The 13049-nt window shown below is 45.2% G+C and carries 13 protein-coding genes; 12 read left to right on the forward strand and 1 reads right to left on the reverse strand.

All coding sequences use genetic code 11. The features are described 5' to 3' along the window. On the reverse strand, positions 1 to 362 hold a 362-nt coding region (locus BMW71_RS23060), incomplete at its 3' end, for a response regulator (protein WP_143057743.1). A 424-nt stretch (positions 363 to 786) separates the two neighbouring features. Here BMW71_RS23060 and BMW71_RS23065 point away from each other — a divergent pair. The 12 genes from BMW71_RS23065 (at position 787) to cas2 (ending at position 12836) form a co-directional block, all read left to right on the forward strand. Further along, positions 787 to 1569 (forward strand): hypothetical protein, encoded by a 783-nt coding sequence (locus BMW71_RS23065; RefSeq protein WP_092178902.1) that lies wholly within the window; start codon positions 787 to 789, stop codon positions 1567 to 1569. 3 nt (positions 1570 to 1572) lie between these two features. Next, entirely contained in the window at positions 1573 to 3309 is a 1737-nt protein-coding gene (locus tag BMW71_RS23070) for a CorA family divalent cation transporter (RefSeq protein ID WP_092178903.1), read from the forward strand. A gap of 62 nt (positions 3310 to 3371) precedes the next feature. Further along, a complete protein-coding gene (locus BMW71_RS23075) occupies positions 3372 to 4586 on the forward strand; it encodes a hypothetical protein (RefSeq protein WP_092178904.1) in 1215 nt (404 codons plus the stop codon). Next, a complete protein-coding gene (locus tag BMW71_RS23080) occupies positions 4583 to 6271 on the forward strand; it encodes a Cas10/Cmr2 second palm domain-containing protein (protein WP_092178905.1) in 1689 nt (562 codons plus the stop codon). The genes BMW71_RS23075 and BMW71_RS23080 overlap by 4 nt, the downstream gene beginning before the upstream one ends. Next, positions 6264 to 7331, forward strand: coding sequence for a type III-B CRISPR module-associated Cmr3 family protein (locus BMW71_RS23085; RefSeq protein ID WP_177179749.1), 1068 nt, complete (start codon positions 6264 to 6266; stop codon positions 7329 to 7331). Before BMW71_RS23080 ends, BMW71_RS23085 begins: the two co-directional genes overlap by 8 nt. Then, positions 7315 to 8133, forward strand: a complete 819-nt coding sequence (gene cmr4, locus BMW71_RS23090; RefSeq protein ID WP_092178907.1) for a type III-B CRISPR module RAMP protein Cmr4 — start codon at positions 7315 to 7317, stop codon at positions 8131 to 8133. The genes BMW71_RS23085 and cmr4 overlap by 17 nt, the downstream gene beginning before the upstream one ends. Then, entirely contained in the window at positions 8130 to 8525 is a 396-nt protein-coding gene (locus tag BMW71_RS23095) for a hypothetical protein (protein WP_092178908.1), read from the forward strand. Before cmr4 ends, BMW71_RS23095 begins: the two co-directional genes overlap by 4 nt. Before the next feature lies 1 nt (position 8526). Beyond that, positions 8527 to 9732, forward strand: a complete 1206-nt coding sequence (cmr6, locus tag BMW71_RS23100) for a type III-B CRISPR module RAMP protein Cmr6 (RefSeq protein ID WP_092178909.1) — start codon at positions 8527 to 8529, stop codon at positions 9730 to 9732. After that, a complete protein-coding gene (locus tag BMW71_RS23105) occupies positions 9729 to 10499 on the forward strand; it encodes a CRISPR-associated endonuclease Cas6 (RefSeq protein WP_092178910.1) in 771 nt (256 codons plus the stop codon). Before cmr6 ends, BMW71_RS23105 begins: the two co-directional genes overlap by 4 nt. A gap of 3 nt (positions 10500 to 10502) precedes the next feature. Next, complete coding sequence (locus BMW71_RS23110; RefSeq protein ID WP_092178911.1) at positions 10503 to 11549, forward strand: reverse transcriptase family protein; 1047 nt, start codon at positions 10503 to 10505, stop codon at positions 11547 to 11549. Beyond that, a complete protein-coding gene (gene cas1 / locus BMW71_RS23115; RefSeq protein WP_092178912.1) occupies positions 11549 to 12547 on the forward strand; it encodes a CRISPR-associated endonuclease Cas1 in 999 nt (332 codons plus the stop codon). Before BMW71_RS23110 ends, cas1 begins: the two co-directional genes overlap by 1 nt. After that, entirely contained in the window at positions 12525 to 12836 is a 312-nt protein-coding gene (cas2, locus tag BMW71_RS23120) for a CRISPR-associated endonuclease Cas2 (protein ID WP_092178913.1), read from the forward strand. The genes cas1 and cas2 overlap by 23 nt, the downstream gene beginning before the upstream one ends. The last annotated feature ends 213 nt before the right edge of the window (positions 12837 to 13049 follow it).

Raw genomic sequence — 13049 nt, forward strand, 5'->3', positions numbered from 1 at the left:
TGAATGCCATTCTGGTTGGGCTCCATGGACTCCACTTTGCTGCGTTGGGATTGAAAGATGGTGGCAAGTTCGATTTTGTCCATTAATCGATCATAGTCCACTGGCTTCGGGATAAAATCAAAGGGCATCAGGTACTTGGCTAAATTAAATCCCAGGCTGCGGGGTAAACCGGATAAGAATACGATCGGTATGGGGTACGAACGATTGAGGTATTGTGCCAGGCGGATTCCGGCATCCACATCGGTTCCGAGTGCAATGTCCAGTAGGGCCACTTCCGGTTGCTGGTGCAGCACGATTTCCAGTGCCTCCTGGTAGGTTTCGGCCGGCCCAAGGATTTCGTGGGGATCCTCGGCAGGTGTCATTTTGAGCAAGGAGTTCGATTGGATCTGGCCATTTATGACCAGGACTTATCCAACAATGCGGGGTATTATGTTTTAAAAGCGGTGGTTAGGAATTGAAGGTAGCCACGTGTTTCCCAGTTCTTTTATCATGTTACTTCCTACAGATTAGTACCGTCAGTGCCTTGCAGATGCAACTTCTTCTTTTAGGTTAATTTAACCTGTGAAAAAGAATATTTTTTTGAATTTACTAGTTTTTATTGTTATATAATAAATGATCATGGTAATCATTTGGTCAAAAAATCTGTGTTTATAGTGGTAATGCCATTCGAAAAGTCAATAAATAGGGTATCCATTCGCAATAAAACATTAATTTTTCTTGTAGTTAGAAATTCAAATGCATATTTTGAAATATCATCTACATTTTATATGATTTTATATTCAACCGATGAATGGTGAAAATAATATGTTCGTTTTGCTTGGCGGGTACGATTTGGAAATGCTGGAAATCCGAAAACTGCTGGTAGCCCATGAAGGTTCATTTTTGGATGCCGGGCTCAATTGGGACACTGCGAAATGGGATGCGTACCGAAACGAACCCTACCTGTCACAAATCCATCGTGCCTTTGAAACGGGCAGACAGGTTTTTGGGATCGAATTGCGGGGCGAGGCAATTGAAGGTTGCGGACTGATTGACCATCACAATGAACTGCAGCATCTGCCTTCAGCGATCGAGCAGGTTGCTTCGCTAATGAGCTTGGAGTTAGACCGACGGCAACAATTGGTTGCGGCCAATGATAAGGGGTATATCCCTGCGATGATGGAAATGGGGGCTACCCAGGAAGAAATTGATGAAATACGGAGAGCAGACAGAATAGTACAGGGGGTAACAGAAGAGGAGGAAAAACGGGCCGAATTGGATATTATAAAAGGGGAGAGAGTGGATGATTTATTGGTGATAGGCACTGGCCTGTCCCGGTTTAGCCCCATTTCCGATAAACTGTTTGGGAAAACTTCCCAATTACTAATATACAGCGATAACTCCTTGGATTATTATTGGAAGGGCAAAGATCTGGTAGCGGACCATTTCAAGGAGTACATAGATCATGGAAAGGCCTATGAAGGCGGGGGTGAATTTGGATTTTTTGGCCTATCCAAAAATGCGCTTCCCAAAGAGGAAATTCTCGCAATCAAAGATAAAATCGTTTCCCTAACTACTAATCTTTCTTGAGCCATGGAAAATTCACTGTATAGTTACCATGTTTTCCTTTTTCCGTTTAAATGGCAGCATCAGGAATTGGATCCGGAAGCGGATCTGGATGCAAAATTTAACCTATCTGATTTTAGAAAAAAAATTGGCGCTCCCTGGATTAGAAAAGAATATAAATTAGACAGTTTTGAACGATTTAATGAGTTTGATTATTTCTATGGCCATGTCAGGGAAATCTTATATGACCTGGATATAGACCTAAGTGACGAATCAACACAGGGAAACAAGGAACTGATCAACCATTTTGAATACCAGCTTCCGGAGGAGGAATGTGAGCTGCATTATTGTATTCAGCTTTCGGATGAAACACGCTTTTTTTTGAGAATTGATAGCATATTATTGAATATTTATAGCACAGGTACCGCCATTCTTTCCTTTCATTTAAGAAACTTCACCTACAGAGACCCGGGAGATATCTTAAAAATAAATCAATTTGGACGGCGTCTGTATCCCCCATTTTATGACCTGGAATCTGGATCGGCGATTTTTGGTACGAAGGACAGGACCAAATCGGAGTCAGCGCTCAATAAAACAAAGGCTTATGAATTACCCGACAAGATCTGGTTGGGAGCGAAAGGTACATCACCTAACCCCAACTCGCTATTGGTAGAAGATTTTTCTGGCTACTTAACGATTGAAACCATTAAAAACGGCCCATTTCGAATTCCGGCGTTTGTTAAAGGACTCTTTGAAAAGGATTTTTTAAAGGAGTATTCTAGTGTTAACAAATCAAGAGGCAACACCATAAAGGGAAAGGGCATACTAATACATCCCATTCTTGATAGCCGGATGTTTGTGGTTTCCTGGTTTGCGGATGATACCCTTATTAACGCGCTGATAGCGGCCAATAAGGGAGAGAAATCGGTAAAAAAATTAGAAGAGTGGTGGTACAAATATGTTTTTGTTGACGGCGGAAGCATGACTTGCCAGGACCAGGAAATGCGGGAGCAATTGCTGAAAACCGCCACGTACAATAGATGGATCGACTGGGGAACCGTATTTGGGATAAGTAGATACAGTCTGGTGATGCTTACCAGCACGGGGGTGGACTCATTTCTAATCCGGCACCTTCAAACGATGTATTATAAAATGGCGGAACTTTGTCAGGTGCAGCGGGCGACCATCCTCAATTATGCCGATGAGGTAACCCATGTCTCCCATTTACTATTGGAGAAAAAACAGAGGCAACGGACCCTCGAAAAGATTGCTACGCTTTATAAAAAGTATTTGGTGTTCATAAATAAAATATACTTTAAGGAAGTTACCGCCCAGGAGCAGGGCATTGAGATGTACGATCTGCTCCAACAGCAAATGCGAATTCCTGAGGATGTTTTTTCTTTAGACAAGCAGATTGAAGAACTGCACAATTATTCGAGCTTCGAAAAGAACGAGCACAATAATGATTTGCTAACCAAAATTACAATCATTGGGGCCATATTTCTTCCCCTTGGTTTTGTTGCATCCCTTATGGATTGGCAGGTACTTGAGGACGATTTTTTGAGCGGACCAGGTATTTTAGCTCCTTTTTGGATGCGGATTGGGGTGGTTATTTTTATTAGCGTGGCTATGGTATTACTAATGGACGCGGTCACCTCTTTTAAATTTAACATTAAGAACCACCGCTATCGAATGCTTTTGCGGGTATTGTTTTATGCGGTGTTCTTTGGACTTGGTATTTACCTGATTTTGTCATTTAAATGAGCCATCGAAAAGTTTGATCGTCTCTCTCGGCGTGGATTATTCAATAAAATTAACTAGTCAACATGGAAACCAACGCATCATTTTCTCGCTCCTTCCGAATCAAGCAACATACCCCTTTGCTTCACTTTCATCGTCCGGATCATACGTACCCTTCTAATGAATATGAAGATGCTCACAAACTTCCGGAAATACAGATTGGTGCGACGCTGCGAGCAACCGAGCTAAAACCGAAGCTTGACCGGTATCTCAGGGAACAAGCAGGATCAGAACTAAAAGGTAAGTGGAGGCAAAAAAAACAGGAACAGTCCCTGCACTACCAAGTTAGGATACTTCCGGAAGGAACGGTGCGAACCACTTTTGTTGATAAAAAAAATACACCGATGTTTTTTGCAAACATGGGGGATAAAGGAAGCCACAAGGTTCGTTCTTTCACGGACCAGCCCATTAGAGTTGTATTTTTTTCGCTTCATAGGGATTTACTGGATTTAATTGCGCTCAAATTCGGCGACTTTCTGTTTCACCACAACTTTGGTACGCGCCAGTCCAAAGGCTACGGGTCGTTTTCTTCGGTTGATTATGCTGTGCCTAAATCCATTACCCATCTTAAAATTAATGGAAGCGACCGGGTTTCTCCGGAGGAGCGTGCGAAACCGATGTTTGAGATCGTAAATTATTATTACCAACGGTTAAAATCGGGCGTAAACATTGGAAGAAGGTGCGTCTACTTTGATTCATTTTTGAAAATCTATTTAGCCAAGGAATCGACGTACAATTATTCATGGGAAAAGAAATGGTTGAAGCGTCCTTTCCTACCTGAAACAGCGAATTTTGGAAAACCTCCAAAGTTCGTAAGAGCGTTTTTGGGACTTAATGACTCATTTACCTTTATGGCGAAAAAATGTGCTGAAGCGAATCGTTGTCGAAATGTGCCCCGGAATAAGTGGAATTACCCAGATAGAAAGACGAAAATTAGCGTAAGTAACCCGAATGGTTCCATTTCCCGATTTAAATCGCCTATACTATTCAAACCTATTTTTAATGGGACGAATTGGGAGGTTTATATTCATATCTCGGATATCGATCCAAAATTGCCAAAGAAAGTATTCTCTTTTGAGTATACTGGATCCCGGCAACCAAACGATAACCGCTTGTCAACTCCCGATGAACCAATTGACCTTAAGGATTTGGTTAAAAGGTATCACGAGCATTTGGGCGAGGAATTCGAGGCGTTTTCTTTTAACGGTAGCCTGGGGAAAGTAAAAATCATCAATCCATGAAAACATACTATGGGATCACGATTGGGCCCATCATCAAAACGCTGATGAAAGCCCGAAAAACCCGGGAACTCTGGGCGGCAAGCTACCTTTTTTCGTATTTGATGAAGTCCCTGATCAAGGTGTTGAAAGAGAATAAGGCTGAATTTATTGTGCCTTTTACGGATGAGATCAACTGGGGAGGTAACGTTCATAATATACTAGATAAGCCAAATGGTGCAGGCTTGTTTGCAGACAGATGTGTCTTTTATTTTCCGGAGGCTATGTCGGAGCCTTCCTCCTTCGATCTGGTGATCAAAGTGATCGAGCAAACTAAACTGAATATCGTGAAGGAAGTAATCGACTACTTAGTACGTCAAAAGTTGTTTTCCGAAAGAAGATCGGAACGCGAAGATCAATTGAAACAGCATTTCTTGGATTACTTACAGGTCTATGCGGTGGAGCGTGATTTTGAAAATCCTGACATCGTAAAAAAATACAGCGAAGCCGCCCGTGACGTACCCGAACAGAATGCGGAGCCACCAATGAATCCAGCTTTACAAGCTAAAAACATTGTTCGTGAAATTTATGGTGACCTGGACGTATTGGAACTACAGAGCCAGGTAATCCCCCTGGAAAGTACGCCGTGGATCGAACTTTTTATTAATAAAGCTGCATTAATGCGTCAGCAACCCTCTTCGTTTCTTGTAGATGATGCCCTCCAAGGAGATGCATTCGAAAGAAACCGTTTTGAGTCGCTGATCGAAATAGCTGCCAGGGAATTGGTGGATCACTTGGATAGGGAGGAGCAAACGTCATTCCTATCTAAAATCGAGAACGATGCTAACGAGGAATCCTTAATGGATTACTTGAAGGGCAAAAATCCTGGATTATTTAAAACGCCCCACAAGTACATTGCGATCATTCAAGCTGATGGCGATAAAATCGGAGCGTGCATCAAGGAACTGGATAATAGCCAATACCTTAAATTTTCGAAGGCATTGTTGGCGTTTTCACTGCATGCATCAGATGCCATCAGGGATTATGGGGGACTTCCCGTTTATATAGGCGGTGACGACTTGTTGTTTTTTGCGCCAATAAGGTATGGAGCGAGAGATGTTTTCTCCCTGATTGATGATCTTGATGCACTATTTTCAGCGTTTTTGAGCCCGCTAGCGCTCAGTTCCCAACCCACACTATCATTCGGAATCTCCATCGCCTATTACAAATTTCCGCTTAATGAAAATCGGGAAAAAGCACTGTCCCAGCTTTCTGAGGTTGCAAAGCAATTCAAGTTCCGAAAAGGCGTAAAGAATGCCGTCGCAACGTTTGTTCAAAAGCATAGTGGACAGACGTTTGGATTGACCCTACAAAAGTCAGCGGAAGTGGGATCGAGCTATGCGGTTTTTAAAGAACTGGTAAGGATGCATATCGAACAGCAACACTTCCTGAATTCGGTGAGCCAGCATTTGAGTAGGGACTGGCCGTTAATACTAAAAATTTATTCCGAAAAAGAAAAACTCAAAAGCCTTTTCGATAACAACTTTAACGAGGGTATTCATCAAGAGGGAAAAAACCGGCATTTTCTGGAAAAACTCCAGGAAATGATCCTGGCCATGGGAAGGGATTTCCAGGAAAAGCATCTGCAGGAAAGTATCTATGGCGCTTTGCGACTTATTAAATTTTTAAATCGGGATGACAATGACTGACTATAATTTCAAAATCAGCCTTAGCCCAATGGAAGACTATTTCTTTGGGGGAGAGCGTACCTTCGGTGAGCTTTCAGATCAGGAAGGCCGTAACTACTTCGCCTACTCCAATCAATATCCCCAGCAAACGAGCCTCCTGGGACTACTTCGTTACTGGCTTTTGGTCTGCAACGATTGCTTGCCGATCGAACAAAATAGGGAGCTGGCCAGCAGTCTTATTGGGAATCAGTCATTCAGCCCACAGATTTCAGAACAACCCCAAAATTTTGGGGTGATCAAAAAGATATCTCCGCTATTACTGCAGGCTGGCAACACGACTTACCGATTTGCTCACGGATTATCAACGCATCAACTTCGCTGGCAATCGGGTGGAAGCTGCTACGTCGCGGGTACCCGAACCGAGGTCGTTCCGGAGATAGTCGGGTATGATCCAAAAGAAGAAAACCCCATGATCTTGATCGGTGACCAAGGTGAATCTCGCGCACTAAAAGAAATTTTTAACAGCCATTTTCAAATAGGAATCAAGAAAGGGTCAGATAAACAAGGCTTCTTCAAGCAGCAGTTTTACCGTCTGGAAAAGGGAGCAAGGTTTGTGGTTTATGCCCACATTGATACGCGCAGTGACTCACGAGGTGACATGGTGCCCACTAAACTCCAGGACCAAATCGTGTTTTTTGGGGGCGAACAACGGCAATTCCAAGTCGAGGTAGCGCAGTGTTCGGAAGACAATGGCTATCCTTTTGGCCAATCAGGTACAGGAGACAAATTCACGCTGCTAAGTGATGCGGTGGTATCATCCGGCATCTTTCAGCATTGCGAATTCGCGCTATCCGAAATCCAGGAATTTAGGGTAGGATTATTCAACGCCGATGGGTTTGGATTTGGGGGAAAGTCACAGAAATATAACTTGCTCAGGAGAGGGTCTGTGCTCTTTGCCAAAAATCCTGCAACGGCTATTGAACTAAAAAAGCTTCTGGATGCGCCTGTAAACTTCAGACAAATTGGATTCAATCATTATTTCCAAGAAATATACCATAAACAAGATGGGAAAAATAAATAAAATCTACGCAATCAAGTGTCTCACCAACCTGCATGTGGGAAGTGGTCAGACCAACTTCGGAGTGGTGGACAACCTGGTCCAACGGGATGTAAATACCAACTTACCGACGATTCACTCCTCCAGTCTCAAAGGGGCGCTTAGGGAATTTTTTAGCCATGCGTGGCCGGACACCGAGGACCCTGGAGAGAACGGCCAATGGAAGTTTCTGCCCGTATTTGGAGATCAAAACAAACCCGGACAGTGGCAATTTCTCTCGGCAGATCTGGTATCCAGGCCGGTGAGAAGTAATGTGTCCCCTTATTTCAATGCAACGAGTCCTACCGTGATTAGGAAACTCATCGAGAAAATGAATGACTTTCGGATCGCGGTACCTAACGAATTGGAAAACCTTGCCGGCTTGGAGGTGAGCCAAGGTCGCCCTTTGGTCTTTGAAAGAGCCTTCGACAATGCCATTATAGAGGAGTCGGATTGGCTCGCAAGGTCCACGGAAAATTCGCGGAAGCTTTCCTTATCGCCGATGATCCTTGATCTTCTTGGGGCCAATTTATTGCTGATGCACCCGGATGATTTTCAGCAATTGGAATTTCCCGTGATTGCCCGGAACCAACTGGACAACGGGGAAAGCAAAAACCTTTGGTACGAAGAAGTGGTCCCCTACGATTCGCGGTTTGCCTCGTTCATCATTCAGTCGGAGGAATGTCGTAACGAATTCGATAAAGCGCTGGAGGGATTTGTACAAATTGGAGCCAATGCCTCCGTTGGCTATGGTCTTTGTAGCATGTACCAAACATTGATGCCATGAACAAGCGAATTGAGCAAATGATCCCGCTGGCTTTTTCAGCAGTCGAAGAAAGTCAAGGCCTGGTTGAAAATGGTGCGATTAGCAAGCAGTACAATGGCTATATCGCATCGTTTGGCGCTTCGGTCGTCCTGTCAGGGATGCTGATGTCCTTGATCTACAACCACCGAAATTCCACGGACCAGCATAGAGTGCGGAGCGAGAAAGATAAGTCGCCCCTGTTCAGGGCGTTGTTTCAGGTGGTCAAGCAGTATAGAAACGATACTGCGTCCCAATCCGGAGACCTCTTGGCCTACTATCAGGCTTGCACGGATAAACGGCTGCTAAAAAGCCAAATTATGGATGCAGCCGTCGCCATCAAACTAGTCGTCCGAACCTTTAAACTTGTCGATTGATATGCCAGAAATCCGCAATCCTAAAAATGCCGGCTGGTTTTTCCACCGGGGCTTTTATGAAAACAGCCTATCGGGCATCCTGACTTCCGAAAGAGTGAAAAAAAGGGACTTTTCCAGAGAAGCCAAAATCATGACCGAGGAAATTCGCTTTAGCCGAGTACCTTCAGCAGAACCCTTTTCGGTCAACAGCGAGTTTGATTTGACGGTGTGCTACCCCGGCCTCTTGATCGGCAGTGGATACCAACATGAGACCGGCGCTTTGGAGGAATTCAAAATCGGCTTCTTTTTTGACTACAGCACCGGATTGCCTCAGATTCCAGGCTCTTCTGTAAAAGGTACGCTCCGTAGTTTTTTCCCCGAACGGGATAAAGGAGACCTACGAGACGCCAAATACCGGTACCTGGTAGCAATGATCGAAGAAGTGACGAAAGAAAACCCACTTTCCCACCCGCCAGGTCTGGAAGAAGTCCTTGCCTTTGAGCAGGAGATTTTCCAAGGTAGGGACTTTTCTCAAAAAGGTGAGCGCTACCACACCATCTATTGCCGGGACCGATTTTTTGATGCCGTACTCTCTCCATCGAACCGGGCAGGGATCAATTACCTGGGGTCCGATTTTGTTACGCCACACCACCCTAACCTACTGGAGGATCCCATCCCGATAAAGTTTTTGAAGATTCTTCCGGAAATCATCATCCGCTTCCGATTCGAGCTAACGGATAGCTTTGCCATAGAAGGAATCAGTAAAAAACACAAAGAAGAACTCTTTAAACGCATCCTGCTAGCTACAGGTATCGGGGCCAAGACAAATGTGGGCTACGGTCAGTTTACGCCAGACCAACCGAATCAGCAGCCGGTTACTGATAAAAGGCATGCTAAACAGACGGCTGCCGTCCAGGATCCTCCAGTGAGAAAGCAGGTTCAACCAAAGGATTACATTGACGAGAAAGCGAACGACCAATTAAAATCGGGGAAGGTTTTTGACGGAAAAATTGCAGCGATCGAAAAAGACAATAAAAAGTTTAGAGTGACTTTCAAGGTAGAAGGAGTGCCGAAAGACTGTGTGGTTACGCGTAAAAACTACAAGATAGGTAAGGGAAAATCCACCGATTTGTCCCGTTTGAAAATTGACTTGCCAGTAAAAGTGAGGATTAACAGTGACTATACCCTCGGAGAAACGCTAAACTGTACCATACTGCTAAACAAATGAAAAACCGTATCCCCTATACCTACCTGGCCTTTGACCTGCCCCTCTTCCCCAACCACCTCCGGGCCTTTAGAGGAGCAGTGATCGAAAACGTGATGCACTTTAAACCTGTGTTTGAAGCAGCAGCCATTTCCACCGATATATTTCACAACCATCTGGAGCTCGCCGAGGTTGGCGGTGCGGCAGAAAATAAGCAGGAAGATCGCATGGATACCCAGTTCCGGTATCCGCTGATTCAATACAAGGTTCGGCATAAAAAAGCCGCCATTCTTGGTTTGGGTCCCGGTGCCCAGGCGTTACAGCTTTGGATGTCACTGGCTGGAGAATACCTGGATTATAAAGGTACAGAAATCCCCCTATCGCTCGATGATCACCGCCACGGGCATTGGGCACCGGAACTTGGAGATAAGGTACAGCACTTTCGATTAAATAAATGGCTCCCTTTCAACGCCCAACACTTCCAAAAGTGGAAGCATACTCCAAAACTTACCGATCGGGTACAGCTTTTGGAGAAGTTAATTTGGGGCCACCTGTGGCAGGCCTTAGATGGATTGGAATTGCGGGTGGAACGGAGAAGTTTACAGGTATACCTCTCCACCATTGATATGATGAGTTTTAAAGATAGCTTTGGCATCAAGCGGCTTGCCCTGGATGTTACCTTTGGTACCAACCTTAACCTTCCCGAAGAAATTGGGTTGGGGCAGGGCGTGAGTATTGGATTTGGGAAAGTGCAGCAGTTAAGGTCCTTCTCCCAAAAAAATGAGAGGTGAGGCATGGCAGTCGGCTACAGACATATCTACAGGACAGCCCGGTACTTGCGCAGCTGTCGCCAGCTGTCCGATTTGGAAGGGTTGATCAAGGTATCCAAAGCAGACATTACCCTTCATTCCCTCCACCCGAAGTATTACGAATTCCGTGTGTTGAAAAAAAACGGAGGCTTTCGGAAAATTGAAGCGCCTCAGCCCGGCCTGATGGATTTGTTGCGGAAGTTGAATTTTGTGCTGCAGTGTCTCTATTTTTTTGAAAAGCCGCCTGCTTCTTATGGATTTGTGATGTCACACAAGGGAAACAAGCAACCGCGAAACATACGTACCAACGCCGAACGGCATATCAATTCGGCTTGCATGCTAAACGTTGATTTCGAGGATTTTTTTCACCAGATCAAAGTAGATAAGGTGTATGCCGTCCTGGTAAACCCTCCCTTTCATTTTTCCAGGGAGTCTGCCGACGTACTCGCGACGCTGTGCACCTTTAAGGGGCGTTTGCCGATGGGAAGTCCAGCTTCCCCGGCCTTATCCAATTTCGCCGTAAGGGACATGGATTGGATGCTCGACGCCTGGTCAAAGGAACGTGGCTACCGCTTTACGCGCTTTGTGGACGACTTGTCCTTTTCGTCTGAAACCAGTGCATTTCATCCCACCATGATGCCTGAGATTAACGCAATCCTGTCAAATTTTAACATGAAAATCAATCCCACCAAAACCAAATGGTTTGGCCCCGGAGAAGTAAAAGTGGTGACCGGCCTGGAAGTGACGGATCAGGTTAGGATCCCGGGGAGTTTTTATTATGACCTGAGCAATGATCTAAAGCGATTGAAGTATTCCATCGAGGCTCAGGTACAGGTAATGGGCTCGCAACATAACGAAATGGTGGAAAAACTGAAAAAGCAAGTGAGGGGAAAAATAAACTTCGTGGGCATGATTCAGGGAAAAGGCGACCGAAAGTATACAGATTTGCTTAGGGATTACGACAACGCCATCCACCCGGATATTGACAAGCTTTCGGTCAGGTGGGTGGATTTTCCTTACCAGGATTTCTAATGCAAGTCGTTATCGATACCGCCCAAACTAGGATCACGGTGAAAGACGGGTGTTTCTATATAGTATCGCCGCACCATAAGCGGCGGATACACCCGCGTCGTTTATCCAGTATTGCCGTGTATGCCAATACCCTGATTAATTCTTCGGCCATGATGCTGGCGGTGGATTACCAGATTCCCATCTTCTATTTTGACCGGATTGGAAGGATCCGGGCACGCATCATGAGTCCCTATTTCGTAAGTCTGGCCTCCTTGCGTCGAAAACAGTTGCTTGTGTGGGGTACCCCCCTGGCCACAGAACTAGCTGCTCGCCAATTGCTGCGCAAGCTGGCCGGTCAGGAGATCTTACTAAACCGTTTAAAATATCAGCGAACCAATTGCCGGGAAAAACTTGTGACTATTCTGGGACAGGTAGCGGTAACAAGGAAAAAGCTGGAGCAAGTAAGCTATAGGCCATTGGAACAGGCCCGAAATTCCCTGATGGGAATTGAGGGTCGATTTGCCAGAATGTATTGGAGTGGGTTGTCCGGGTGCCTGGACGAACCCTATCGCTTTGGCAAGCGCAGTAGAAGACCGGCCAGGGACTTATTTAACGCTGCCTTGAACTACCTCTATGGGATGACGTATACGGAGGTGGAAAGTGCGGTATTTGCCGCCGGCTTGGATCCCTTTATCGGATACCTGCACGCAGAAAATTACCGAAAGCCCTCGCTAGTGTTCGATTTGATTGAGCCGTTTCGGCCTTTGGTTGACGGATTGCTCGTCCAACTATTTACCGACAAGGCAATGCTGCCGGAACAGGTAGACGCAAGGGACGGAGGCTTTACATTAAACAGAGAAGGTAAGAAAATTCTTATTCCGGCATTCAATGGGTTTATGGAGACGCGGGTGAAATTTAACGAAAACGTGCGCAGTATGCGGGACCATATCTTTCAGTACTGTAGTCAATTCGCCAAAACCATCAATCAATTTAACCATGATGTACCTGATCATTTATGATATCAGTGAAAACCGTATCCGGAGCAAAGTAGCCAAATTGTTGGTCAGCCGCGGATATGAGCGGATCCAACTTTCGGTATTTGCCGGGCCTTTTTCTCCGATGGCCGACGCGCACTTGTGGAAGCGACTTCAAATCCTTTGCCCCAGATCGGGAGAAGCGGAAAGTGAAGGGAATAGCCTGCTGGTAGTGGAGGTGCCCCTGAAACAATTTGCAAACATCCGAACCATCGGCACCCTGCCCTTTGACATGGCGGAGATGACCGGAACAGCCCATACCTTGTGGTGGTAACGTTGTTTTTTTGTGTTTGGTTTTCTATCTTTACTCGTAAATCAAACCCTTGATCTGAGACCGGCGAAAAACCAGTGAAAAAGGACCCCGATTCCATAAATGGCTGTATTGCCCCTGTAAGAAGGGTCGTTAATAAATTGGTTTACAGGAAGTTGTAAGATCCAAGGGTTGAAGTAAGCATCTCAAAAAGGCTAGACTGAAACAAAAATCGCC

The organism is Cyclobacterium xiamenense (assembly GCF_900109255.1).
Taxonomy (GTDB): Bacteria; Bacteroidota; Bacteroidia; order Cytophagales; family Cyclobacteriaceae; genus Cyclobacterium; species Cyclobacterium xiamenense.

Coding starts and splice junctions, on each gene's coding strand:
- cmr4 (WP_092178907.1), top strand. CDS start 7,315: ATGGGAAAAATAAATAAAATCTACGCAATCAAGTGTCTCACCAACCTG.
- BMW71_RS23065 (WP_092178902.1), top strand. CDS start 787: ATGAATGGTGAAAATAATATGTTCGTTTTGCTTGGCGGGTACGATTTG.
- BMW71_RS23070 (WP_092178903.1), top strand. CDS start 1,573: ATGGAAAATTCACTGTATAGTTACCATGTTTTCCTTTTTCCGTTTAAA.
- BMW71_RS23085 (WP_177179749.1), top strand. CDS start 6,264: ATGACTGACTATAATTTCAAAATCAGCCTTAGCCCAATGGAAGACTAT.
- BMW71_RS23105 (WP_092178910.1), top strand. CDS start 9,729: ATGAAAAACCGTATCCCCTATACCTACCTGGCCTTTGACCTGCCCCTC.
- cmr6 (WP_092178909.1), top strand. CDS start 8,527: ATGCCAGAAATCCGCAATCCTAAAAATGCCGGCTGGTTTTTCCACCGG.
- BMW71_RS23110 (WP_092178911.1), top strand. CDS start 10,503: ATGGCAGTCGGCTACAGACATATCTACAGGACAGCCCGGTACTTGCGC.
- cas2 (WP_092178913.1), top strand. CDS start 12,525: ATGATGTACCTGATCATTTATGATATCAGTGAAAACCGTATCCGGAGC.
- cas1 (WP_092178912.1), top strand. CDS start 11,549: ATGCAAGTCGTTATCGATACCGCCCAAACTAGGATCACGGTGAAAGAC.
- BMW71_RS23095 (WP_092178908.1), top strand. CDS start 8,130: ATGAACAAGCGAATTGAGCAAATGATCCCGCTGGCTTTTTCAGCAGTC.
- BMW71_RS23075 (WP_092178904.1), top strand. CDS start 3,372: ATGGAAACCAACGCATCATTTTCTCGCTCCTTCCGAATCAAGCAACAT.
- BMW71_RS23080 (WP_092178905.1), top strand. CDS start 4,583: ATGAAAACATACTATGGGATCACGATTGGGCCCATCATCAAAACGCTG.